The organism is Quyinboa mangrovi, assembly GCF_042219825.1.
Classification (GTDB): Bacteria; Bacteroidota; Bacteroidia; order Bacteroidales; family UBA5342; genus JBHJHP01.
The window spans coordinates 548,084-573,999 of sequence record NZ_JBHJHQ010000001.1 but is presented as its reverse complement, the minus strand read 5'-3'; the positions used below and the strand labels follow the sequence as shown (position 1 = coordinate 573,999).

General features: G+C 39.8%; 17 protein-coding genes and 1 tRNA gene. 8 read left to right on the top strand and 10 right to left on the bottom strand.

What is annotated here, in order from left to right; genetic code table 11:
* The first annotated feature begins 144 nt into the window (after positions 1–144).
* The 4 genes from ACE1ET_RS02440 (at position 145) to ACE1ET_RS02425 (ending at position 2,971) form a co-directional block, all read left to right on the top strand.
* Positions 145–432: a hypothetical protein gene (locus tag ACE1ET_RS02440; RefSeq protein ID WP_375726767.1), complete on the top strand. Its 288-nt coding sequence runs from the start codon at positions 145–147 to the stop codon at positions 430–432.
* Positions 413–793: a hypothetical protein gene (locus ACE1ET_RS02435; RefSeq protein ID WP_375726766.1), complete on the top strand. Its 381-nt coding sequence runs from the start codon at positions 413–415 to the stop codon at positions 791–793. The genes ACE1ET_RS02440 and ACE1ET_RS02435 overlap by 20 nt, the downstream gene beginning before the upstream one ends.
* Positions 790–2,235, top strand: a complete 1,446-nt coding sequence (locus ACE1ET_RS02430) for a ThiF family adenylyltransferase (protein ID WP_375726765.1) — start codon at positions 790–792, stop codon at positions 2,233–2,235. Before ACE1ET_RS02435 ends, ACE1ET_RS02430 begins: the two co-directional genes overlap by 4 nt.
* A 526-nt stretch (positions 2,236–2,761) precedes the next feature.
* Positions 2,762–2,971, top strand: coding sequence for a dodecin family protein (locus ACE1ET_RS02425; RefSeq protein ID WP_375726764.1), 210 nt, complete (start codon positions 2,762–2,764; stop codon positions 2,969–2,971).
* A 149-nt stretch (positions 2,972–3,120) separates the two neighbouring features.
* Here the strand turns inward: ACE1ET_RS02425 and ACE1ET_RS02420 are convergent, their stop codons facing one another.
* Both ACE1ET_RS02420 and ACE1ET_RS02415 read right to left on the bottom strand, forming a co-directional pair.
* Positions 3,121–4,173 (bottom strand): HU domain-containing protein, encoded by a 1,053-nt coding sequence (locus ACE1ET_RS02420; protein WP_375726763.1) that lies wholly within the window; start codon positions 4,171–4,173, stop codon positions 3,121–3,123.
* Positions 4,174–5,603: 1,430 nt separating this feature from the next.
* Positions 5,604–6,242 carry a peroxiredoxin gene (locus tag ACE1ET_RS02415; protein ID WP_375726762.1) on the bottom strand — a complete coding sequence of 213 codons (639 nt, stop codon included), beginning with the start codon at positions 6,240–6,242 and terminating at the stop codon, positions 5,604–5,606.
* Positions 6,243–6,505: 263 nt separating this feature from the next.
* Between ACE1ET_RS02415 and metH the strand changes: the two genes are divergently transcribed.
* Entirely contained in the window at positions 6,506–10,225 is a 3,720-nt protein-coding gene (gene metH / locus ACE1ET_RS02410; RefSeq protein ID WP_375726761.1) for a methionine synthase, read from the top strand.
* Positions 10,226–10,612: 387 nt separating this feature from the next.
* Here the strand turns inward: metH and ACE1ET_RS02405 are convergent, their stop codons facing one another.
* Positions 10,613–10,951, bottom strand: coding sequence for a MerR family transcriptional regulator (locus tag ACE1ET_RS02405; RefSeq protein WP_375726760.1), 339 nt, complete (start codon positions 10,949–10,951; stop codon positions 10,613–10,615).
* A gap of 10 nt (positions 10,952–10,961) precedes the next feature.
* Complete coding sequence (locus tag ACE1ET_RS02400) at positions 10,962–11,933, bottom strand: M23 family metallopeptidase (RefSeq protein ID WP_375726759.1); 972 nt, start codon at positions 11,931–11,933, stop codon at positions 10,962–10,964.
* A 149-nt stretch (positions 11,934–12,082) separates the two neighbouring features.
* Here ACE1ET_RS02400 and alaS point away from each other — a divergent pair, with 149 nt between their 5' ends.
* On the top strand, positions 12,083–14,707 hold the full coding sequence (gene alaS, locus ACE1ET_RS02395) for an alanine--tRNA ligase (protein ID WP_375726758.1): 2,625 nt from the start codon (positions 12,083–12,085) through the stop codon (positions 14,705–14,707).
* A gap of 48 nt (positions 14,708–14,755) precedes the next feature.
* The gene (locus ACE1ET_RS02390) at positions 14,756–15,910 is read left to right on the top strand and encodes an MFS transporter (protein WP_375726757.1); all 1,155 of its coding nucleotides are present in this window, start codon (positions 14,756–14,758) and stop codon (positions 15,908–15,910) included.
* 152 nt (positions 15,911–16,062) lie between these two features.
* Here ACE1ET_RS02390 and ACE1ET_RS02385 read toward each other — a convergent pair whose 3' ends face one another.
* The gene (locus ACE1ET_RS02385) at positions 16,063–18,057 is read right to left on the bottom strand and encodes a fructose-1,6-bisphosphatase (RefSeq protein ID WP_375726756.1); all 1,995 of its coding nucleotides are present in this window, start codon (positions 18,055–18,057) and stop codon (positions 16,063–16,065) included.
* Between the two features lie 388 nt (positions 18,058–18,445).
* Positions 18,446–18,518 (bottom strand) — tRNA-Arg (locus ACE1ET_RS02380).
* A 215-nt stretch (positions 18,519–18,733) separates the two neighbouring features.
* On the opposite strand from ACE1ET_RS02380, the gene ACE1ET_RS02375 reads away from it, so the two are divergent.
* Positions 18,734–21,154 carry a DUF748 domain-containing protein gene (locus ACE1ET_RS02375; RefSeq protein WP_375726755.1) on the top strand — a complete coding sequence of 807 codons (2,421 nt, stop codon included), beginning with the start codon at positions 18,734–18,736 and terminating at the stop codon, positions 21,152–21,154.
* Between the two features lie 426 nt (positions 21,155–21,580).
* Here the strand turns inward: ACE1ET_RS02375 and ACE1ET_RS02370 are convergent, their stop codons facing one another.
* The 4 genes from ACE1ET_RS02370 to ACE1ET_RS02355 all read right to left on the bottom strand — a co-directional run bounded on the left by ACE1ET_RS02370 (position 21,581) and on the right by ACE1ET_RS02355 (position 25,880).
* Entirely contained in the window at positions 21,581–22,015 is a 435-nt protein-coding gene (locus ACE1ET_RS02370; RefSeq protein ID WP_375726754.1) for an energy transducer TonB, read from the bottom strand.
* A gap of 9 nt (positions 22,016–22,024) precedes the next feature.
* Positions 22,025–23,959 (bottom strand): YfbK domain-containing protein, encoded by a 1,935-nt coding sequence (locus ACE1ET_RS02365; RefSeq protein WP_375726753.1) that lies wholly within the window; start codon positions 23,957–23,959, stop codon positions 22,025–22,027.
* A gap of 239 nt (positions 23,960–24,198) precedes the next feature.
* Positions 24,199–25,110, bottom strand: a complete 912-nt coding sequence (locus tag ACE1ET_RS02360; protein ID WP_375726752.1) for a dihydroorotate dehydrogenase — start codon at positions 25,108–25,110, stop codon at positions 24,199–24,201.
* Positions 25,098–25,880 (bottom strand): dihydroorotate dehydrogenase electron transfer subunit, encoded by a 783-nt coding sequence (locus tag ACE1ET_RS02355; RefSeq protein ID WP_375726751.1) that lies wholly within the window; start codon positions 25,878–25,880, stop codon positions 25,098–25,100. Before ACE1ET_RS02355 ends, ACE1ET_RS02360 begins: the two co-directional genes overlap by 13 nt.
* Between the last annotated feature and the right edge of the window lie 36 nt (positions 25,881–25,916).

Genomic DNA, 25,916 nt, shown 5'->3' with positions numbered 1-25,916 from the left:
TATGCTTACTAAATAATATTTTTCTCCATCAATGGCAAATTTTTCCTAAAAGTAAGCATATACAGGTAGAATTGAAAGTACAACAATTATGTTGTACAAAAACAATTAAAATATTTGATTAATAACAATTTAATAGTTAACAAGATGAACAATGTTAAAGAAGTAAAAAACGGAAAACCTGATATTCAGGTAAAAGTAAACGATGTTGATGTAATTTTTGATGTAACCAAGGCTTCTGGAAGCCAAATTAAGAGCGTCGCAATTAACCAAGGAGTACAGATCGAACAAGATTTTAACCTGTTTGAGAAGGTTGGAGGTAGTAGTAATCTTAAACCGATTAAAGATGAGCAAATAGTTACGCTTCATCCAAATCAAAAATTTAGAGCAGTTGCCCCTGATGATAATTCACAAAATGAAAAAAGAAGTTATTGACGCAATTCATGAATTGCAAGAGGCGTATGGTGAAGATAATATTGAAGTTAAACCAGATGGAAATGGAGGTGCTTTAATAGTTGTCAAAAATATTGATATTGGTGATAAGTTCATTCCATCGAAAATTTGGTGTGGTTTTCATATTAATCATATGTATCCCATGTCTGATGTGTATCCTCACTTTGTTAACTCTGATTTACAGTTTAATGGTGGTAGCGATTTAAAAGGGCCATATCAAAAAAGAGAATGGAATGCGAGAAATTCAATTCAGGTTTCAAGAAGATCTAAAAGATGGAATCCGGCCTTAGATACAGCATTATTAAAACTTGAAAAAGTAATTCAATTTATTAGAGAGTCATGAAAAATCCGATTATTGTTACTATAAGTGAGTTAAATTATAAAATGCTGTATGAGCATTTATTCCCTGGCGATTACGATGAACATGGCGCAATACTATCAGTTGGTATTTCAATATCAAAAAATGGTACACGACTTTTAGTGCGCGATGTATTTCTAGCAAAGGATGGTGTCGATTATGTAGATGGCGAAAGAGGTTATCGTGCTTTAAATGCTGAATTTGTAGCAAGAACTTCGGATTATTGTAAAGAAAATAATCTAGGTTATTTGGCGGTCCATTGTCATGGTGGAGAAAATGAAGTATCATTTTCTGAGGATGATTATTCATCTCATAAAAGAGGGTATCCATCACTACTTCAATTTGTTGGTGAACCTATTGGGGCATTGGTATTTGCCAAAAATGCTGTTGCAGGAGAAATATGGACAAATGACGGCATTTTCAAGTTGAAACAAATGGTTATTGTTGGTACTAAAATTAAAAAGCTCTATCCAGCTCCTTTAAAGAATATGTCAACAGAGCTGAGCCCAGTTTATGATCGCCATGCAAGACTTTTCGGAGATGCAGGACAATCTATTTTGGCCGATTTAAAAATTGGTATCATTGGATTAGGAGGCGGTGGTTCACTTTTAAATGAGTGGCTTTCACGACTTGGAGTTGGAGAAATAATTGCTGTCGATTTTGATAAGGTGGAACCTAGTAATTTACCACGAATTGTTGGATCATGTAAATGGGATTCGCAATATTGGTTAACAAAAAGAAAGTATAAATTTCTACAAAAAATTGGTAGTAGATTTAGTAAATACAAAGTACACGTAGCAAAAAGGGTTGCTAAAAAAGCTAATTCAAAAATAAAATACACAGCTATAGTTGGCAATATACTTAATGAAAAAGTTGCCAAACAGTTAAAAGACGTAGATTTTATTTTTCTAGCAACAGATAATATTGCTAGTCGAAATGTATTTAACTCCTTACTTCATCAATATTTAATACCAGGGGCACAAGTTGGTTCAAAAGTTATAGCGAATAAAAAGTCAAAGAAAATCAATGACATATTTGCAGTTGGCAGAATGGTATTGCCTTACAAATATGGAGGTTGCCTTTATTGTAACGGTTGGATACCGCCTTCGAGACTCCAATCAGAATTATTATCTGATGAAGAAAAGAAAAAGCAAAACTATATTGATAATGAAAATATTGAAGAACCGAGTGTTATTACTTTGAATGTATTATCTGCCGCTCAAATCATAAATGATTTTATGATGATGTTCACTGGATTATATCCATCTAATTTAAAATTGCAACACATATTTAATGATGTTCTTAAACGGGAGTCAAATTCCATGGAGTTAACATCCGAAACTGATTGTTTGCATTGCAGTACACATCCTAAAAGTAATTTAGCAAGAGGAGATAAAGGTGAGTTGTCATGTAGAAAGTCAGAATAATTTTTTTTAACGCCACACCTACTTGCTTCACTTCTCTCCGAAAAGTGTTACGCTGGAAAGTTGTATTTTCCAGAACTTTTTGCCCATGCGCTTTTAAAACGTTTTCCAAAAAATATTTGTAATAAATATTCATAACAAAAGCTATGTTTAATATTAAGCGACACTTTATTGAACAAAATATGAAATTTACAGGATCGCTTTAATGTAATACACGAAATAAATAAAGATTAATAATAAATATCCTCAAATTTTTAAACATAAAATTTAAATGCTAAAAACTAATCCTCTGTTTTTTGCGGAGTTTATAGTTCTTAGAGTATTTATTCTCCGCATTTTTGCGGTAATAAAAACATGTATTCTCCTAAAATAAATTAATTCCTGTAAAATTATACAGTATAGATCTGACGATATTATGTTAAATAAAGCAGTTCTAATATAACAGTATGTCTTTATTTTTTTTGACTTCCCAGCCAAACTGCCGTAACTTTAATAGTCATTTTAGTTCTAACCTCAAAAACATAGTATTATGGCAGAAAGTGTTTACAAAATCATTGAACTGGTCGGAACCAGTACAGAATCATGGGAAAAAGCAGCAGAAGCCGCCATCAACAAAGCTTCAAAGAGTCTGCATGACCTTCGTATTGCCGAAGTTTCCCAACTGGATATGCACATCAAGGACGGTAAAATTGAAAATTATCGTGCTAAAGTGAAAGTATCATTCAAGTATGAAGATTAATAAGGATGCGAGCCTACCCCCCTTTTACCCAATAACTGATTTATATAAAACAGGATTATATCAGCGGATATTTGCGTCATCTTTCTGCGTACATCTGCGAGAACTATTACGCTGTAAATTAAATGATTATATAAAGCCGGGATCTAATATCACACTGTTGCCTTAATGGTCAGCAACCAGGCATCTTTAAATTTAGGGTTCTTTTCCCTGAATGTTTCTAGCACAGGAACCGCATCTTCTTTACTGGTAAATTTTCCGATGCTTACCCTGTATCTTCCGTTACTTTCAATAATGCTGTAATCAGGGGAGTATTTTTTACAATTCTGCTTTACAAATTCCATGGCTTGTTCCTTTGTTGCCAGACTGGCTATAATAATGTGATAGGTCACAGAAGAAACCATCTTAATCTTTTCTTTCACAGGAACTTCAGTCTGCGTTGAAGTTGTATTTTGTACTTCTGATGGCTCAATATCTTCCGTAACAACATTTTCATTCTGGCTTAGCGCAGCCGTTGTTTCATTTGAAATGGTTTCAGATAAACCGGAAATATGCGCTTCATCAGCCATTGTTTCTTCAGATCCAATCTCAGGATTGCTCTTATTCAAAGAATCAAACATTGTCGTAAAATCCGCTCTTTCCACGTTCGGATCCTTCACCTTAGCCGGAAACAGAAAAAAGAAAATTATGAACAGTGCAGCCACTGCCGCAGCAAAATGAGAAACCGGACGTCCGGCAACAGGTTTACCCGATTTAACTACTTTCAGATGCGTGCCCCTCTCCTCTTGTGAAAGCTCATTCATACTGAACGATGCCAGACCATATGACGCTTTAAGCAGTTGATTCTCCTTTTCAGGCTCAAACAATAACAGGCCATCTTCTCTGCGTTCCAGTTTTCCCAGACCGGAAAGTAAAACCATTTCGTTATCAAGCTTTGATTCTGCATGTTGAACGGATGACTGAATGATATCCACAGATTCGGCAAAGCTTCGGTGCTCATGTTTCATGATTTGCTGACACAACAAACCATCGTTATGCGTCAGCTTTGAATTAAATGCAATCTCTTTAGAAGGCGGAAAGAACCGTTTTAAAGTCGGATCAAAATAAGCTGGTTTATAGCTAGATACAAAACCACCAAATTGCGGAATAATTACACAATCGTGCATGAGGAGCAGGTCCTTAATATATCCAGTGAGATTTTGCATCAAACAAAAATAGCAAATGCAAACATCCTCACCAAAGAACAATTATAATTTGGTTACACTTTTTATTAACAATTTTTAGGTTAGGTTCACAATTCGCTAACTATCAGATTGGTGGTTACATCGAAACAATCCCTCAACTTCGAAACAGTAACATAGGAATAAGGAGGTGTCGTGATGTGAATCGCGACGGAGGTTTTAAATTAAAATGGATTATTTAATTGAGCATCGTCTGGTTTTTAAAGGTTTATCTGTTTTAATTCTGTACGTATTTCATGAGTTCGTTCAAAAATGCGGCCCTATCTCTTTAGACATAAGAACCAAGATGTAAGACACAAGACTTCATAATTCTTCATTCTTCATTTTTAATTGATTTAGGGTGGCATTCGCTTCTCTCATTTACCCTGGGCTAAAATAATGGCACCCCTACAGCGTACATACTTAATTTCTAATGTTTGCATTTTTGTCCTCCTTTTTTCAAAAGGAGGTGTCGCGATGTAAATCGTGACGGAGGATTTTAGATTTAAAAATGGATTATTAAATTGAACATCGCCTGGTTTTTAAAGGTTTATCTGTTTTAATTCTGTACGTATTTCATGAGTTCGTTCTGAAATGCGGCCCTATCTTTTTAGACATAAGAACCAAGATGTAAGACACAAGACTTCATAATTCTTCATTCTTCATTTTTAATTGATTCAGGGTGGCATTCGCTTCTCTCATTTACCCTAGGCTAAAATAATGGCACCCCTACAGGGTGCATACTTATTTTCTAGTGTTTGCATTTTTGTCCTCCTTTTTTCAAAAGGAGGTGGCCGAAGGATGGAGGATTTGAATTTTATTAATTTATGCTTTGCATATTTGTTTGTTAAGATGATGTAATGATATGAACACTTGCAATGCTATGATTATTTTATGAAATAGTTTAGACACGCGGCCCTATTTTTTAGACATAAGAACCAAGATATAAGACACAAGACTTAATAATTCTTCATTCTTCATTCTTCATTTTTAATTGATTTAGGGTGGTATTTGCTTCGCAAATTTACCCTGGGCTAAAATAGTGAAACCCTTTCAGGGTATATTAATTCATTAACCTTTGTTTTTTTTTGTCCTCCGTCTTCAGACCTACCGTTCTGAATCCACCTCTTTTCAGTAAAGGAGGACGGTTTACACCATATTTGCGGGCCATGACGGGAGAGTTCCTGTGAAACAGATTACAATTCAAAAACATAAACCTCTCTTTTTCTTCGATTTACTACGAGATGAAGAGGGGAAGTTCATCCCAGCTTGTTGATTCACTTAAAAGTAGTCAACCTATATCAGGGACATATATACATCTTAAATCTTATGTCTTATATCTTGTGTCTTGTCTATATAAACAAAAAAGGTCACCCAAAGGTGACCCTAAAAATAACCAAAAAGAACTATTAACATTAATTTTTATGTTTTCCCAGGAATTCGGCAATGCCTTCCTGAGTCGCTTTCAAACCTTGTTCGCCCTTGTGCCAGTCAGCTGGACAAACTTCTCCGTTTTCTTCGAAAAACTGTAATGCATCAACCATACGCAGGGCTTCAGAAACACTTCGTCCCAATGGCATGTCGTTTACAAGCTGATGACGTACAACGCCTTCCTTATCGATTAAGAAAAGACCGCGGTATGCTCTTGGTTCACCTACAAACACGCTTTCGCCTTCCTCATTAACATCATAATCACCCGCCAGAACGTCATAATTTTCTGCAATTGTTTTAGCTGAATCTGCCACCAATGGAAATTTTACACCTTTGATTCCACCGTCATTTAATGAAGTCTGTAACCATTTCCAGTGCGAAAATTCAGAATCGGTAGAACATCCTACCACTGCCACATTACGGGCTTCAAATTCAGCCATAGCATCCTGAAACGCGATTATTTCTGTTGGACACACAAACGTAAAATCAGCAGGGTAAAAGAAAAATACAACGTATTTATCACCCACATACTGCTCCAGAGAAAAGTTTTCTACTATTTCACCGCCGTTTACGACAGCCGGCTCAGAGAATTTTGGAGCTTTTTTTCCTACTAATACAGCCATAATTGTTTTAAAAGTTAAATTGTTTGTAATAATGGTTTATTTAATTCACTCATTTAAATTCAATAAAAAAGGCCGGACTGATAAAAACCAAAAAATAAAAACACAACGAAATACCCCTAAACAGCAAAACCCATGCAGTCCGGCCTACATACATAACAAAAGGGTATATAAATTGTTTTTCAAATAAAATATTTTTTTGAATCATTCTAAATAAAGACAAGAATCGCTTGAATTTATTACTTTTGCAGCACAAAACTACAGTTATGATACAAAAGCCGGATATCAATAATACAGCCAAAAACAGAGTACTTATTTTAGACGGGGCAATGGGTTCAACCATTCAGCGCTACAAACTTCAGGAAGATGATTTCAGAGGCGAACGATTTAAAGATCACCCCTCTCCTGTTCAGGGAAATAATGATCTGCTCTGCATAACACGGCCTGATATAATTTCAGAAATTCACCGGAATTATTTGCTGGCCGGAGCTGATATTCTCTCGACCAACACCTTCAATGCCAATGCGATTTCGCTGGCAGATTATAACATGAGTGATCTGGCCTACGAGATGAACCGTGAAGCAGCCAGACTGGCACGTGAGGAAGCAGATAAGATGACCTCTGAAACTCCGGATCAGCCAAGATATGTGGCCGGATCTATCGGCCCTACCAACAAAACAGCTTCCATGTCGCCCGATGTAAATAATCCGGCTTACAGGGCTGTATCCTTTGACGATCTGGTCAGGATCTATAAGGAACAGGCATTAGGTCTGATCGATGGTGGTGCTGAACTGATCCTGATAGAAACCATATTCGATACGCTGAATGCCAAAGCCGCTATTTTTGCAGTAGAACAGGCTGAAAAAGAGCGTTCTGTTAAACTTCCGTTGATGATCTCAGTGACCATTACTGATCTGAGTGGAAGGACCTTATCGGGTCAGACGGTGAAGGCATTCTGGATTTCTGTATCACATGCGAAACCGTTTTCAGTTGGTGTAAATTGTTCGTTCGGAGCTAAAGCGCTCAAACCTTATATTGAAGAGCTGGGAGATATGGCGCCATGCCTGATCAGTGCGCATCCTAATGCAGGTCTGCCGAATCAGTTGGGCGATTATGACCAGACGCCGCGCATTATGGCAGAATTGGTACAGGAGTATTTTGATGATGAGCTGGTTAATATTATAGGTGGTTGTTGCGGAACACGTCCCGAGCACATTGCCGAGCTGGCTAAACGCGCTAAAAATGCAACCCCGCGTATTCCTTCTGTAGAGGACAGTTTGATGCGGTTAAGCGGTCTTGAACCCTTGGAGATCAGACCGGATTCCAATTTTGTAAACATCGGGGAACGTTGTAATGTGGCCGGATCCAAAAAATTTGTGCGGCTCATAAAAAACAAGCTGTACGATGAAGCCCTTGAAGTGGCTCGCGATCAGGTTGAAGGTGGCGCTCAAATCCTGGATATTAATATGGATGATGCCCTTCTGGAGGCGAAGGAAGAAATGGTGCAGTTCTTAAATCTGCTTATGTCTGAACCGGACATCTCGAAGCTTCCTGTCATGGTGGATTCATCCAAGTGGCCGGTTATTGAAGCAGGTTTAAAATGCTTGCAGGGAAAATCCATCGTCAATTCCATAAGCCTTAAGGAAGGTGAGGAACAGTTCATTAACCAGGCTTCGCTGATTAAAAGCTATGGTGCTGCGGTAGTGGTTATGGCGTTTGATGAAAAAGGCCAGGCCGACAGTTTTGAACGCCGAAAAGAAATTTGTACCAGGGCATATAATCTGTTGGTGGATAAGATCGGATTTCAACCTCAGGATATCATTTTTGATCCGAATGTGCTGGCGATTGCCACCGGAATTGAGGAACACAATAATTATGTGCTGGACTTTATAAAAACCGTAAAATGGATTAAGGCTAACCTGCCACACGCGAAAATCAGTGGCGGAATCAGTAACCTCTCCTTCTCGTTCAGGGGAAATAATGTGGTTCGTGAGGCTATCCACTCTGTTTTTCTGTACTATGCCATTAAGGAAGGTCTGGATATGGGAATTGTTAATCCGTCGATGTTACAGGTTTACGATGAGATTCCCAAAGATCTGCTTGTATTGGTAGAAGATGTGGTTTTGAACCGCAGACCAGATGCCACAGAGCGTTTGATTGAAGCTGCAGAGCAAATCAAAAACAATGATAGCGGTGAGGGTCCGGCAAAAGCAAAGGATGAATGGCGTAACGGTACGCTGGAAGAACGCCTGAGTCACTGCCTCGTAAAAGGAATTGACAGTTATCTGGATGTGGATATTAATGAAGCACTGGAAAAATATCCTGCTGCCCTCGACATTATCGAGCAACCGCTAATGGCCGGGATGAACGTGGTTGGTGACCTGTTCGGTGATGGTAAAATGTTTCTGCCTCAGGTGGTGAAAACAGCCCGCGTGATGAAAAAGGCCGTGGCCATCCTCCAACCCTACATAGAGATGGATAAAAAAGGTGGCTCTCACTCTGCAGGAAAAATACTGATGGCAACCGTAAAAGGTGATGTGCATGATATTGGAAAAAATATTGTAAATGTGATCCTGGCCTGTAATAACTTTGAAGTCGTCGATCTTGGCGTGATGGTTCCGGCAGAAAAAATTCTGGATACAGCTATCGAGGAAAATGTGGACGCGATTGGTTTAAGCGGTCTGATAACACCTTCGCTGGAAGAGATGGCCAAAATTGCCGAAGAAATGAAGAAACGTGGCATGACACTTCCGCTGATGGTTGGTGGTGCCACTACATCGAAAGTGCATACAGCGGTTAAAATTGCGCCTAAGTATTCACATATTGCGGTTCATGTAAAAGATGCATCGCAAAGTGTACAGGTAGCTGCGGCCATCATCAATCCTAAAACAAAGGACGAATTCAAGTCTAAACTAGACGTGGAATATGGCTTGCTGCGTGATAAGTTTTCAAAAGGCAACACAACCAGCTTTGAGCCAATAGAGTCTGCCAGAAGAAAGGGTGTAAAGCTTGAGTTCAATGAAAATACTATCTATAAGCCTGAATTTTTAGGTGTTAAAGAACCGGGAGAGCTTGATACCAGCAAACTCAGGGCTTTTATCGACTGGACCTTCTTTTTTAAAGCGTGGCGACTACCCGGATCGTACAAGGGTATCCGGCTTTTTGAAGATGAAAAAAGCGAAACAGCGTGGCTGAATACCTTTAAAGAAGGTCTGGAACGTGTCAAGGCCAAAGAAGCGCTTACACTTTACCGCGAAGCCAATGCCATGCTGGATGATGTGCTCGGAAATAAAAAAGTACGTGCAAAAGCTGTTCTGGGTTTCTTCCCTGTGAATTCTGAAAAGGATGATATTATATTCTGGAAAGATGAAAGCCGCAACGAAGTGCTTTTACGATTTCCGTTTCTGAGACAGCAGGCCACCAAGGATGCCGGTATTTATAACTGTCTGAGTGATTATATTGCACCTGTGACACATCCAACGTGTGACTATATTGGGGCATTTGCAGTAACAGCCGGACTGGATATTGAACCGTGGATAGAAAAATATGAGAAAGAAAATGATGATTACAGCGCCTTGTTGTTAAAGTCATTGTCTGACCGTCTGGCAGAAGCTTATGCTGAACTGTTGCATATGGAAGTTCGTCGTGATTACTGGGGATTTGCAAAAGATGAAGACCTGAGTATTAAAGATATGTTGCGGGTTAAATATCAGGGAATTCGTCCGGCCATCGGTTATCCTTCTATGCCGAACCAGGCTGATAACTTTCTTTTGGATAAGCTTATTCCATTGGAGAAAGCCGAAATACAACTCACAGAAAACGGAGCCATGTATCCAAACGCATCTGTAAGCTGTCTGGTATTTGCACATCCTGATTCTGCCTATTTTGCCATCACCAAAATCGATGATGATCAGGCCTCTGACTATGCCAACCGTCTTGGCATCGCACACGAGGAGATTGAAAAGTGGCTGTACGGAATGGTGTAGTTAATTAATAATGAATAATGAAGAATGAATAATGAAGAATGAAAAATTAAGAATTAGGAATTTCAGAAACACAGAATTAAAGTTTTCTTTTTTCATTTAGGTAAGTAATTACATATCTGTTTTATAAAACTTCCCGCAGATTACGCAAACCAGGGCAAATATATGTTGAACTCTCCAGAAGTGCATAGTTTTAGGTTGTTGCATCGCGCGTCGACCTTCCCCTTCAGGGGACTGAGGGGCAAGCGAATGGAAATTATGTCTGATCCATATTAATATTAAAGCGACACCGATCAGGTATTTACCTTTTCCGAGAGCGAAGTTCCCGGTTGCTGAGTAGAAACAAAGTTGCGTATCGAAATAAAGATTCAAGGTAAGGGTCTAACTTAATTAATCCAGATTTTCCAGAATTTGCTTCAGCTGATCCCTGACACTGGAAAGGCGGGTTGCAATTTCAAAGGTTTTAATGGTTTTTTCGGGATTTTCTTCCAGTTTCTTTTTGGCTCCTTTCAGGGTCATCCCCTGCTCTTTCAGCAAAAAATAGATCAGATGAAGGTTCTTTAAATCCTCAGGCCTGAAATACCGTGTGCCTTTTGTATTCTTATAGGGTTTCAGAATATCAAATTCATTTTCCCAAAAACGAATAGTGGATTGCGGGATATCAAACATTTCGGATGTTTCCCGCATGGAATAAAACATTTTTTCGATGACCGGCTTCTTGTATGGCATCTGCAGTCTGTTAATCGAATGTTTGACCTGTATTAGTTGAGATACTGATCATTTCATCGTACTGCTCAGGCGTCAGATCCTGATAATAGAAATCCTTGGGATTGACCGGCCTGTTTTTGTAATGCACTTCGTAATGCAAATGAGGCCCTGTTGAATCACCCGTATTTCCCACATAACCAATTACATGACCACGGGTAATCTTCTGTCCTACTTTTACATTAAAGCCGCTTAGATGTCCGTATAAGGTCTGGTATCCAAACCCATGATCAATGACGATATAATTTCCGTAGCCTCTTCTCGACTTAATCACCTTCACCACGCGACCGTCACCTGTTGCATAAATATCGGTTCCGATTGGTGATGTAAAATCCATGCCGTAATGAAACTTACGTATTTTTTCTATTGGATGAATTCTGTATCCCCAACCTGAAGCTGTCCGTTTTAAATCGCGGTTTGATATGGGCATGATGGCCGGAATGGAATGTAACATTTTTTCTTTGTTACGTGCCAGTTCAACAATCTCATCAAAGGATTTGGTTTGGATATAAAGTTCTTTCGTCAATACATCCAGTTTTTTCCTGGTTGATATCACCAGCTCGGCATTCTGCATGTTTTCAAGATGCTCATAGCGGTTTACCCCACCAAAACCTGCTTTACGAATAGACGAAGGTATCGGATCTGCTTCAAAAATTACACGGTAAATTCCCTCATCACGCTGCTGTACCTCATCAAGTATCTCAGAAAACTGATCCATTTGCTGATTCATCAGATCAATCTGCATGACCAAACGTGAATTTTCCTGCTTAGCTGACTTTAACTGTGGTGAATCTGCATAAGACCAGAGCAGATAGGCAATAACGGATCCAAAGACTAAACTGGGAACCAAATAGACTAAAATTTGTTTTAAACGATACTTGAAACCCTTTTTAACCTTCTTAAAACTAAGGGTCTCCGGATCGTAATGATAATGAGCTTTTGCCATATATCCTCTTTTAAAACAATTTAAGTGCAAAATTAATTATTTCGACTAACTTTGCAAAGCTGAAAAAAATAGGTGTTGTAACACGCTTTCAGCGCTTAAATATAGTAAAATTTTCATTAGTTTAACATTAAATTAGTTTTTTCGTTCATATGAAGACAGCCAAAGAGATACGCCAGGGCTTTAAAGATTTTTTTGAAGAGAAGGAACATCTTATCGTTTCATCTGCCCCGATGGTGGTAAAAGACGACCCTACACTGATGTTCACCAATGCGGGCATGAACCAGTTTAAAGAAATATTTCTGGGGCATGCCAAAGCGAAATCTCCAAGAGTGGCGAATTCACAAAAATGTTTGCGTGTATCCGGAAAACATAATGATCTGGAAGAAGTAGGTCATGATACCTACCACCATACCATGTTCGAAATGCTGGGAAACTGGTCGTTTGGTAACTACTTTAAAAAAGAAGCCATTCATTGGGCATGGGAATTTTTGGTGGAACGAATGAAAATTGATCCGGACAGATTATATGCCACAGTATTTGAAGGCGATGAAGAAGACGGACTTGAACGCGATAATGAAGCTGCAGGCTATTGGAATCAATTTCTGCCGGAAAACCGTATCATCAATGGAAACAAAAAAGATAATTTCTGGGAAATGGGCGATACAGGGCCATGCGGACCTTGTTCTGAAATCCATGTAGATATAAGAAACGACGATGAACGTCAAAAAATAAGTGGCCGTGAGCTGGTCAACAAGGATCATCCGCAGGTGATTGAAATATGGAACCTCGTATTTATTCAGTTCAACCGGATGGCAAGCGGCAAACTGGTTTCATTACCAGAAAAACACGTGGATACAGGAATGGGATTTGAACGCCTTTGCATGGTACTGCAGGGCAAACAGTCGAATTATGATACTGATGTGTTCCAGTCCATCATCAAAGCCATCGGTTCAATGTGTAATACCTCGTATGGCGATGATCCGAAAAAGGATATTGCTATGCGCGTGATTGCCGATCATGTGAGGACCATTGCGTTTTCAATCGCCGACGGACAGCTGCCATCCAATAATAAAGCCGGTTATGTTATCCGCCGGATACTGCGTCGTGCTGTTCGTTACGGGTATACTTTTCTTGGGTTCAGGGAACCGTTTATGTATAACCTTACAACCGTATTAAACCAGGCCATGGGTGAAGCTTATCCGGAACTGATTAAGAACAGCGACCTTATTTCGAATGTTATGCACGAAGAGGAAGAGTCGTTCCTTAGAACCCTTGATACCGGAATTCGTCTGCTGGACAGCGTTATAAAAGAAGTGAAAGCTAAGAACGAAACCGTTGTTTCGGGTAAAAATGCATTTGAATTATACGATACATTTGGATTTCCATTGGATCTGACCGAATTGATATTAAAGGAAAACGGGCTGGTGGTTGACCGCAAGGCTTTCGATGTGGAAATGCAGAAGCAGAAAGAACGGGCCCGTAACGCTGCTGCCATTGAAACAGATGACTGGGTGATCATTAAAGAAGATGACAGAGAGGAGTTTATCGGATATGATTACCTGGAGACTGATCTTTATATCACCCGTTATCGCCAGGTAAAATCAAAAAACAAAACATTTTATCAGTTGGTGTTCAATGTCACGCCGTTTTATGCTGAAAGCGGTGGACAGGTTGGTGATTCGGGATATATAGAAGCTGAAGGTAAAAAATACAGTATTATTGACACTAAAAAGGAAAATAACCTGATTGTACATATTGTAAAGGAGCTTCCCGAAAATATTGAAGCACGATTTAAAGCCACAGTAAATGGCAAAGACAGGCAATTGACTGCCAATAATCATTCGGCTACTCACCTGCTCCACCAGGCACTTCGGATGGTTTTGGGCGAACATGTTGAACAGAAAGGTTCACTGGTATGCCCGGATTATTTACGGTTTGACTTTTCGCATTTTCATAAGGTAAGCGATGATGAAATCAGGCAGGTTGAGCGCATTGTGAACCGGAATATCCGGAAAAATTTCAAACTGGAAGAATTCCGGGAAATTCCGATCAATAAGGCTAAAGAAATGGGTGCTATGGCACTGTTCGGCGAAAAATACGGTGATGTGGTCCGTGCCATTAAATTTGGTTCATCGGTTGAATTATGTGGAGGAACACATGTGTCTGCTACAGGCGAAATCGGCCTGCTTAAAATTACAAGCGAAAGTTCAATATCTGCCGGTGTTCGAAGGATTGAGGCTGTTACAGCCGATAAAGCTGATGAATTTGTGGATAACCTGGCTGATACGCTCAACAATGCAAAGGAAATACTGAACAATCCGCCAAATCTGGAAAAAACACTGGAGAATCTACTGGCAGAAAATAACGATCTTAAAAAACAGTTGGAAGCATTTAAAGGCGATGCGCTTAAATCTGTTAAAGGTGAGCTTAAGCATAAGATTGTGGAACAGAATGGCGTGAAAATCATCAAATCTGTTGTAGATAAGCTGGATGCCGGTGCATTGCGCGATTTATCCTTCCAGTTGAAAGGTGAATTTGCGGATCTGGTCTGTGTGCTTGGAACCGAAAACGATGGAAAAGCCAACCTGTCTGTGATGATATCAGACGACCTGGTAAAATCGAAAGGCTGGCATGCCGGAAACATCATAAGGGAAGCGGCGAAATCCATTCAGGGCGGAGGCGGCGGTCAGCCGTTTTTTGCCACAGCCGGAGGTAAAAATCCCAAAGGACTGGAACAGGCTTTGGACAAAGCCATCGAGTTATTAAACATCTAATATACCGATTGCCACCGTTTAGGTGGCAATTGTTTTTTGAATACTATCATGGTAACAATCAGTAAGGAAGTTCGAAAGGACCCGATGTATCTTTTTCTGTTGATGCTCGTCATCAGTGCTGCAGTATCTTTCCAGGGGTGGCGCACGCTTTACAGTAATTTTGCTGTGGACGTTATTGGTATCAACGGGTTTCAGAACGGTATTGTACAGGCCGTTCGGGAAATTCCCGGTTTTCTGTCGTTTGCAGTTGTATTTTTATTGCTGTTTTTAAAGGAAAACCAGATTGGCTATCTTTCGGTTTTGTTGCTTGCATTAGGGGTTATGATCACCGGATTCTTCCCCTCTTTTACCGGCCTTATAGTTACAACTTTTATTATGTCGGTTGGCTTTCATTACTACGAAACGGTGAATCAGTCCCTGACACTTCAAAGCTTTAACCTGAAGACTGCTCCATTGGTGCTGGCTAAATTGCGCAGCATTATGTCCATAGCCAATGTACTGATTGGCGCTGCAATAATTGGTCTGGCCTATATTCTGCCATTAAAATGGATCTACGTTGTTCTGGGGGGCTCTGTACTTATCCTGGTTGTTTATACCATCTTTAAGTTTCCGGCACGTGAACCGGAAATAAAACAGCATAAACGCATTATTCTCAAGAAACGCTACTGGTTATTTTACCTGCTTAACTTTTTAAGCGGAGCCAGAAGACAAATCTTCGTGGTTTTTGCACTGTTTATGCTGGTAGAAAAATACCATTTTTCTGTACAGCAGATTGCATTGCTTTATGCTGTAAATAACCTTATAACATGGCAGTTAAATCCGTATATCGGCAAATGGATCAATAAGTTTGGTGAACGCAAAGTACTCAGCATGGAATATATGAGCCTGATTTTTGTGTTCATTGGGTATGCGTTTATTGAGGAACCAATTATCGTTGCCCTGCTTTACATTGTGGATCATATCTTTTTCGGATTTTCCATAGGGATTAAAACATTTTTTCAGAAAACGGCTGATCCAAAGGATATTGCACCATCCATGGCAACCGGGTTTACCATTAACCATATCATGGCTGTATTTATGCCTGTGGTTGGTGGTGCTTTATGGATATGGAACTGGCGGTTACCGTTTCTGGTCGGTTCAGGAATTGCCATCACATCGCTGATCTTTGCACAGTATATAAGGGTTCCTGAAGAACAGGAATAGCATATTATTTGCATTTCAAATGCTTAAACCAGAACATCCTCGTTGCAAACGAGGATAAGATACACTTTCCCTAAATATTTGTCTTGCTTCTTATATCTTGTGTCTTACATCTTACATCTTACATCTTACATCTTACATCTTACGTCTTATATCTAAACCTGTTTCACCTTAACCACGCCTTTCCGGTAGGCATCCAGAAGCCGGTGTAAATCCCTTATCTGTTGTTTCAGGTGGACGCCATTGTCCGTGTCCCCTACCCGTATCCTTGTAATAGCATGTTCAATCATATTTCGGGTGGACACAATATCAATCTCATCTTTTATGGCTTTACGTCTGGATTCAAAGGGCCTGTGTTCTGCGAGTATGAGATTATAGGAGTCGAATATCAAAGTATAACCGGCAATCCCTGTCACTTTCTGATAAGGTTTGGACATACCTCCGTCAATCACAAACAGTTTTCCTCCGGCTTTTACAGGACTCTCTCCTTTGGTCACCTTAACCGGCACATGGCCGTTGACGATATGTGATACATCCGGATCAAGGCCAAACTCTTTTAAAATACGGTTACAGGTCTCTTCATCATCCCTGAGTTTATAATAGAGATTGCCTTCTTCATGGTGCGTTTCCTTGTCATCGATAAAATAGCGCTCAAAAGTTGCCATTTTCTTTTTACCGAATAACGGAGACGCAGCGCCGCTCCATAGTGACCACATGTAATCGCGGTCTTTGCTCACCAGTTCCTGATGTTCCCTGTTAAAGTAAGCCCGGCGGCAGATGCGGTCGTACTGATCGCATAAGGCTTTGCCGCTGTATTCCTTACCATGCAGGGCTACCATTTGAAAGTCAGCTTTGTCATCCAGAGGAATACAGCCATGGTACAGCAGGTTAGAATTGTAGATCATATAGGTACTGCCCTTGGTAAAAAGTGTTTTCACGTGCCGTTGAAGCTTTTCACTGTTGAGAAAAGAGAAGCGCAGTTTCTGTGTCAGCTCTTTTTCTTCATCACTCAACTCGTACGGATGCTCCGGATCGATGGTTGGAAAGAGTTTATCGTTCAATTCATATTCCTTCCCATCCAATTTAATGGTTCCTTTTTCATGATCTATTTTATGCAGTAACAGTCTATCTTCCATGCCCAGTTCGGGTGTCCGCTGAATAATCTGTCCGGATAGTTTCATTTCAATAATGGCAATGGCTTTATGCATCTTGCTGATAAGCTGAACATGGGTAGATCCTATATTTTCTTTGGGTGTATTAACGGGTATAAATTGTTGACATGGATCATTTCGGTAAACTTTCATTGCAAATGTGGCCAGCGGTACCAGGTTGATCCCATATGCATCCTCAAGTGTATCCAGATTACTGTAGCGTGCACTTATCCTGATTACCGCAGCAATGCTCGCCTGAATGCCGGTAGCTGCAGCCATCCATACAATATCATGGTTTCCCCACTGAATATCCACTGCGTGATGATTCTGGATCACATCCATCACCTTATCGGCATAAGGTCCCCGATCGAAAATATCACCAATTATATGCAGGTGATCAATCAACAGACGCTGAATGAACTTACTAAGAGCAATGATAAAGGAATCCGCCCTGTCCACATCAATGATGGACCGGATAATACTGTTGAAGTATTCTTCCTTTTTCACATTATGTTCCGTCAGTAATTCCTCTATGATATAGGCAAAATCAGCCGGCATAGCTTTACGAACCTTGGAACGGGTATATTTATCCGCAGAAACGCGGGCAACTTCTATTAACCGGCGTAATGTAATGGCGTACCAGTTGTCCAGATCTTCCTGGTGTTTCACAATCAGTTCCAGCCGCTCCTCAGGATAATAAATAAGCGTGGCTAACTGCCGCTTTTCCTTCTCACTAATGGTGTATTTATACACGTCATTTATCTTTTTACGCACCATTCCTGAAGCATTTCTCAATATGTGACTGAATGTTTCATACTCACCATGAATATCTGTTAAAAAGTGCTCCGTTCCTTTTGGCAGATTAAGGATTGCCTCAAGGTTAATGATTTCAGTACAGGCAGCCTGAACGGTAGGAAACTTTTCAGCCAATAAGTTCAGAAAATTCAACTCATCTTCCCCATAGTTGTTAAGGTATAAACTTTCATCAGTGTAATCCATTGTGGTAGATTTAAATTTTACAGATTATACTAAGATAACATAATTAGGTATCAAAATGCTCAATTAGTACCCATACTTTGGGGTATATTACCTATGAACAGGTGTTTAAATGCTATTACCAATGTGTAATAAATGCATCCTCGTTACAAACAAGGATGAGACCATAGCATCGTTAAGGAGATTTTAAAGTCACCTTCAGGGCCCCGAAATTTCGGGGTTGGGGTAAAAAAAAAACGGACCAACATTTCTGCTGATCCGTCTTAAGTGAACTTGGAGGGACTTCCCGATACGCTTCGCTATCGGGATTACCTTCCTTCGTCAGTCACTTCTCGTCCCTCTGTTTCAGAAATAAAAAAACGAACCAACATTTCTGCTGATTCGTCTTAAGTGAACTTGGAGGGACTCGAACCCCCAACCTTCTGGTCCGTAGCCAGATGCTCTATCCATTAAGCTACAAGTCCTTTTATATGGTGCCTTCCGTTTTGGAATTGCGAGTGCAAAAATACACAATTTTACTTAACTGCAAACCTATAAATCAGATTTTTTATACCAACAATTAATAAACTTATTTTTTACGATTTTCGTTAATAATGTGTAACAGATTTATGCAAATTTGCTAATCTTTATTATTTTAGGCTCTTAGATAGAAAATCTGAAATCAAGATAATTTAAACATATGAAGAAGGTTCTTGGGATCATTGCGATCATCATCACAATTTTAATCATTGCTATTGTTGCCACACCGTTTTTATTTAAAAACCAGATTTCATCTCTGGCTAAAAAAGAGATCAGTAAACAGATGGAAGCCGATGTGGACTACAGCTCTGTTAACATTTCCATATTTAAGCACTTCCCTGATCTGACGCTGTCTCTGAATGACCTTTCCATCGTTCAGGAGGAAACGGATACTTTGATCAGCATGAGACAGATGCTGCTGAACATGGAAACATGGAGTGCCATCACCGGCAATCAACTCAACATTAAAACCATCGTTTTAAATACACCACGAATTAATTATGTTACCGGTGTTGCGGACGCTTCTTCCGCAGAAATGGTGGAAGAAATGCCGGATAAATCAACTCAGGATACCATTACAGAGGAACCTTTTCTTGTAAAGCTACAAAACCTTTCCGTCATTAACGGACGGATAGCATATCTGGATACCACTGAACAGATGCATGCCGTTGTAGATGGCATCAACCTTAATTTAAGCGGTGATTTCTCAGAGGTTAAAACCTTACTGGATATTGATTTCAACGCAGATAACATCTTTTATGCACAGGAAGGCGAAACCTTAATCAAAGGCTTTCCGTCCAGTTTAAAGGCTCAGGTTGACGCCGATTTGCAACACATGGTTTTCACATTGAAAGATAATAATCTAAAGCTTGGCGTGTTAAACCTTGAACTGGATGGGAATGTAAAGGAAAGCGGACCTAATTATACTATTGATTTGCATTTGAATGCACCTGTAACGGATATGAGCGATCTGTTGGGCATGCTTCCGGAAAGCTATGCCAGCATGATGGAAGGCATGAAAACCGACGGAAAAATTACCATAAACGGTAACATCAAAGGCGATTATGTAGATATGGATCATCTACCCGAGTTTGATTTTAAATTCAGTGTGGCGGACGGTATGTTCCAGTATCCTGATCTTCCAAAATCCATAAACAGCATTAATATCAACGCAACGATCACCCACCCCGATCAAACCAGTACCGATGCAATGGTGATCAGGGTCGATAACTTTGCCTGCAACATTGGTGGTAACCCAATCGAATCAAAATGGAATTTTACAACACCGGTTTCGGATCTCAACATCAATGGATTTTTTAAGGGAAACGTGGATCTGGCTACCCTGAAGGACGTTATTCCGATGGAAGATTATGACATCAAAGGTAAAATCAATGCAGATATTCGTCTCAAGGGGCATATGAGTGCTATCGAAAAAGAGGAATATCAGAAATTTGATGCTTCAGGTTATATGAGCCTGAACGGTTTCTGGTTTAAAAGCAATGATGTACCGCAGGGCATATCCATTAATGAAAGCACTCTCTCCTTTTCTCCCAAAGAGATTGATCTGAAATCCTTCAGTGCCAGAATGGGCGAAAGTGATTTTACACTGGATGGTAAATTTTCAAACTACATCAACTATGTGTTCAGTGATGGCACCCTTAAAGGTAAATTCAATCACAAATCGAATTATATCAACGCTAATGAATTTCTGGACCAGGAAGATGATAACATAGCTGAAACCGATACGAGCGCCAGTGAGTTGTTCCTGGTTCCGGATAAACTGGATCTGGTATTCACCAGTAACATCCGGAAAATGTTATTTGATAACCTGAAAATATATAATACAACGGGAAAAATTACTGTGGTGAACCGCAAAGCCATTCTTGACAACCTGAACATGCAGATGCTGGATGGTTCTGTGACCTTAACCGGCGTATATAATACAGAAGATACAACGAAGGTTTTCTCTGATATGCAGATGGTTATAGATAATATTGATGTGGCTCAGACCACGGCTTCATTCAGCACAATCCGGAAACTTGCTCCCATTGCCACGTATGCCGAAGGGCGTATATCTCTAAACTTAAACTACTATTCGCCATTTATGGAGAATGGGGAGATTGACATTGACAAGCTGGCCAGCCAGGGTTACCTGTCCTCTCCCAGTCTGTTGGTAAAAAACAATGCAGCACTGGATGAACTGGCACGTGTCACTCAGAATCCAAAATATAAAGATTTAAAAACAGGACCTTTTAAAGCCAATTATATGATTGAAAACGGCAAGGTGGTCATTAAACCGTTTAAAGTTGTTGTGGATGATAAGCCCATGGAAATCTGGGGTGATCATGCGCTTAAGAATGATATGAATTATCATATTAAAACGACAGTTGCGGCGAACGAACTTGGTAAGGATGTGGCCAACCTGGTAAAAATGATCAGCGATCCGGATAAACAACTCCCGGTTACAGTAAATATAAAAGGCAGCATCAATAAACCGGTTGTATCACTGGATGCCAAAGCAGCAATCAAACAACTTCAGAAAGATGCCTCGAAAGGCATTTTAAACGGATTGTTTAAGTAATGAAAGAGTCCTCCTGTTGGTTGCTGAGTTGTGAAACGTATCGAAGCAAAAAGGAGGTGGTTCCGATGGCCATCGGAATCGGAGGATTTTACTGGATTTAATTCACTTACTATAGAAATCAAACCCTCTCCATAGTACGCTTTCAAAATGAGCCGTAGCTAAATAAGGGATTTATCACCCTACTTCGATAAACTCAGCAACCCTCTCCTTTCGCAAGCTCAGGCTTCACCCAGTTGATACTTTTTGACGCATCAAAAACTATCGAAAACCGCGTGCCGCCATAGCTATAGCGGTGGCGCAAATGCTTGCTGTAAAGAACCGCAATAACTTACCCGAAATCATTAACCAGTTCGTCTTCCAACGCGCCAATCGGCACACTTTACAGCGGCTAACGCACGATTTAAACAAACCAGAGTTTTTAAGGGACTATTGAAGTTGGTAGTTGATGGGCAAAAGATAGTAAACCTTAACCTTTTTGCCCTGGTGCTCCCCTGGTGTCCACTGAGGCATATTGTTAACCAGCCGCAATGCTTCCCGATCAAGTGCAGGATCAACACCCCTGACTATTTGGGGATCTGTAATATACCCGTTTTCATCAACGACAAAACGAATGTAAACCTTTCCCTCAATAGAATTGTCCATGGCAATTTGGGGATACCTTAAGTTTTTCACCAAATAATCAAACAATGCAGTATAACCACCGGGATATTCAGGCATTTTGTCGACCACTTTATTTACTTTGCCTATTGTATTTTTGTGTAAAACAACAGTTGTGTCTGTTTGTCCTAAAATATCATTCCCTATAAAAAAGGTATAGATCAGGATTATTATACTATTAAGGGCATACTTCGCTTTCTTCATTTTGATGTTCTAATTAAGATCTTTTACTGATTTTACAAGTCTTACAAATTCTCTTCTATAGCCGTTTTCATCTTCGCCAAGTCCTTTTTTTGCAAGTTCAATAACATTCTTGTAATCTGCATCTCCTTTATATTCTGAATCCTTTAACAATTGACCAAACATTGCCACAGCCATGATAAAATTCTGATCCTCTGAAGCTATGTTACTATATGATTTTACCAAAACCGGTATTTCCATCTTTTTACTCTTTTCTTCTGAAGGCAATTTATAGCGTAATTTAATGGTTAAAAGCTCATCATCCAGTTCTTTCTTTGTCTCAATTTTTTCTTTTTTCCCGGGTTGATACTTTAAATCATCAACCTTTCCAGATGGCAATTCTATTCCGACAGGTACAATTTCATATAACGCGGTAACGGTATGGCCCATACCAATCTCACCAGCATCCTTTTTATCATCATTAAAATCTTCTTTATTTAAGAGACGACTTTCATAACCAATCAATCTATAACCATTTACGTTCGCAGGATTAAATTCCAGCTGCAGTTTAACATCTTTGGCCACTGTATACATTGTTCCTCCAAATTCTTCTACAATTACTTTATTTGCTTCCAGGAGATTATCAATATAGGCATGATTTCCATTACCTTTTTGAGCCAACACCTGCAGCTTGTTATCCTTGTAGTTTCCCATTCCATAGCCCAGTATTGTCAGATAAACACCTGATTTCCTTTGTTCTTCAATCAGATTTTCGAGTTCTGATGGACTTGAAACACCAACATTAAAATCTCCATCTGTGCACAGGATTATTCGGTTATTTCCATTTTCAATGAAATTCTGTTCTGCCATTTCATATGCACGTTTAATTCCTGCGGCACCGGCAGTTGAGCCACCCGTTTCCAATGCTTCTATGGCATCTAATATCTTTTGTTTATCTTTTCCGTTTGTAGGTTCCAGAACAACGCCAGCAGCTCCTGCATAAACCACAATGGATACCTTGTCTTTTTCTCTCAAATTATTGGTTAAAAATTTCAGGGAGGACTTTACCAGCCCTATTTTATTCATGCTTTGCATAGATCCGGAAACGTCAATAAGAAAAACAAAATTTGAGGCAGGTAATTTTTCCTTTGGGATATCTTTTGCTTTTATTCCAATCCTGAATAACTTATGTTCCGTATTCCATGGACATTCAGTTGTTTCTGTGATGATATTTACCGGATCATCTCCAACCGGTTCAGGATACTGATACTTAAAATAATTTATAAGCTCTTCAATACGAACCGCATCCTTTATCGGCATCATACCCAGATTTATCATACGTCTCATGTTACTGTATGATGCAGCATCCACATCCAGAGAAAATGTTGACAGAGCTTCTTTTTTAACCAGAATAAAATCGTTCTCAACGTATTTCCCATATTCTTCAGCACTAGCACTTAAAACCGGAACTCCATTTCCGGATCCTGATGAAGTCAGATTTGAATTGAACAATGCCTGATTATTTACTCTTGAACCGCCTCTAACTCTTATGCCGCTTGTACGAGTTGCAACAGCCGAAGCAGCACCTATAGTAAAAGACCTGCGTATAGGTTGATCACGTACTATTATCACTTCATTTAATTCCACATAATCCGGCTTCATCGTTATATCCAACTGCTCCTGCTTTACAGGAACTTTGACTGTCACAAAACCCGGATAAGAAAGCACCAGACTGTCGTCCGGATTACATTCAACTTTAAAATATCCGGCCGAATCAGTTCTTGTTTTTGCTGTTTGATCATATGTCACTTTATTGTCCTTCTTTACCGGAACAAGTAAATCCACGTATACACCATGCATTGATTTATTCTGATGATCTTTAACCGTACCTGAAACAGTTAATGTCTGAGCATTGCCGATAGTATAAAAACAGATAATGAGACAGGCAATCAATCCAATTGTTTTCATATTAGTAATTTAAGGTTATAAATAAACCTTCTGAGATGTATTGTTTACATGACAGAATGGTGATCTTAAAATTAATATAATATCCTTAAATATTCCACTAATTCAGCATTTTTTGCCTCAGAGTTCTTACGAATATGTCTAGGATTTTATTGTATATATGCCAAAAAGTTTTAAATCAAACCCAAAAAAAGCCGTAGCGAAAGATACTACGGCTGACCTTTATGTTATAAAATCAATTTCTAAACTTCTAAGGCTCCAACCAACTCAGTCGCTGATTTAAAGCCGTTTTCATCAAGATAGGCATTGATACCTTCCTTGACTTTAATCGATACAGCCGGATCAATAAAATTGGCTGTACCAATCTGTATTGCTGTAGATCCGGCCAGCATAAATTCAATGGCATCGGTGGCATTCATGATACCTCCCATCCCTACCAATGGAATTTTTACAGCATTGTAAACCTGCCAGACCATTCTGAGTGCTACAGGTTTTACCGCCGGTCCCGATAAACCACCAGTAACCGTGGATAGCTTCGGTCGACGGGTTTTGGCATCGATTGCCATGGCTAAAAGCGTATTGATCAGTGACAATGAATCAGCACCTTCAGCTTCCAGCACCCGTGCAATTTCCGTCACATCTGTCACATTGGGCGACAGTTTCACCATCAGGTGCTTCGGATATACTGCCCTTACGGCCTTTGTAACAGCAGCTGCAGAAGGACAGGATGTTCCAAAAGTCATACCACCTTCTTTCACATTTGGACAACTTATATTCAGCTCAATGCCGGCCACATGTTCCAGATCAGCCAGTCTGCGTGAAGTTTCGGCATAATCTTCCACTTTTGATCCGGATACATTAACAAAGAGTTTAGACGAATATTTGGTCAGACGCGGATATATATGGTTTATAAAGTAATCCACTCCCTTATTCTGAAGACCTACCGCATTCAGCATGCCTGAGGCCGTTTCAGCCATTCTAGGATACTTATTACCTTCACGGTGTTCAAGGGTAGTACCTTTCACCACATAGCCTCCCAGAGCGTTTAAATCAATGAAATCCTCAAATTCTTCACCATATCCGAAGGTGCCGGATGCAGCCATTACCGGATTCTCCAGTTCCAGGTTGCCAATATTTACCTTTAAATCTGCCATTCTTTTATATCCTTAACATTGAATATGGGTCCTTCAACACATGTTGTTTTGTGTCCTTCACTGGTATCAACCACACAACATAAACACACACCAAAACCACAGGCCATAAGGTTTTCAAGTGATGCTTCACAATAAATATTATTTTTCTGTGCATACTTGGCCACAACTTTCATCATCGGATCAGGGCCACAGGTGTATATCCTGTCAAATTTCTGATTTTCATCCCATAATACATCATGATGCACAACATACCCTTTCTTACCCACAGATCCATCTTCAGTGGTTATGTGTACCTGGCCAAACGCTTCATATTTATCAATCAGAAAGATACCTTCCGATTTTCTGGCGCCCAGAAGAAACTGAGGCCTGATTCCATTTTTATTCATCTCACGTCCAAGGTACAATAAGGGAGCAATACCGCAACCACCGCCAATCAACAGTACGTTTTCACCCTTTTCCGGCATGCTGAACCAGTTACCCAGGGGAAATATGGCGTTCATGGTATCACCAGGCTTTAATTGAGCCATCTTGTGTGAACCATCACCAACCTCCTGAATCAGCAGACTCATACTATTGGTTTCAGGATCATAATCATGAATGGAAATGGGGCGTCTGAGAAAGGTATTGGGTGAATCTTCAACCAGAATCTGGACAAACTGTCCGGGCATCATTTCAGGTAGTGTATCCTTGTGTGTTACATCAATGACCACATATTCCTTGTTGAGCCTTATATTGCTTACGACCTCCAGGTCGAGTATATGCTTCTTCATTTCAAATCCCTGCATTTTTGAAGTGCAAATATAGAA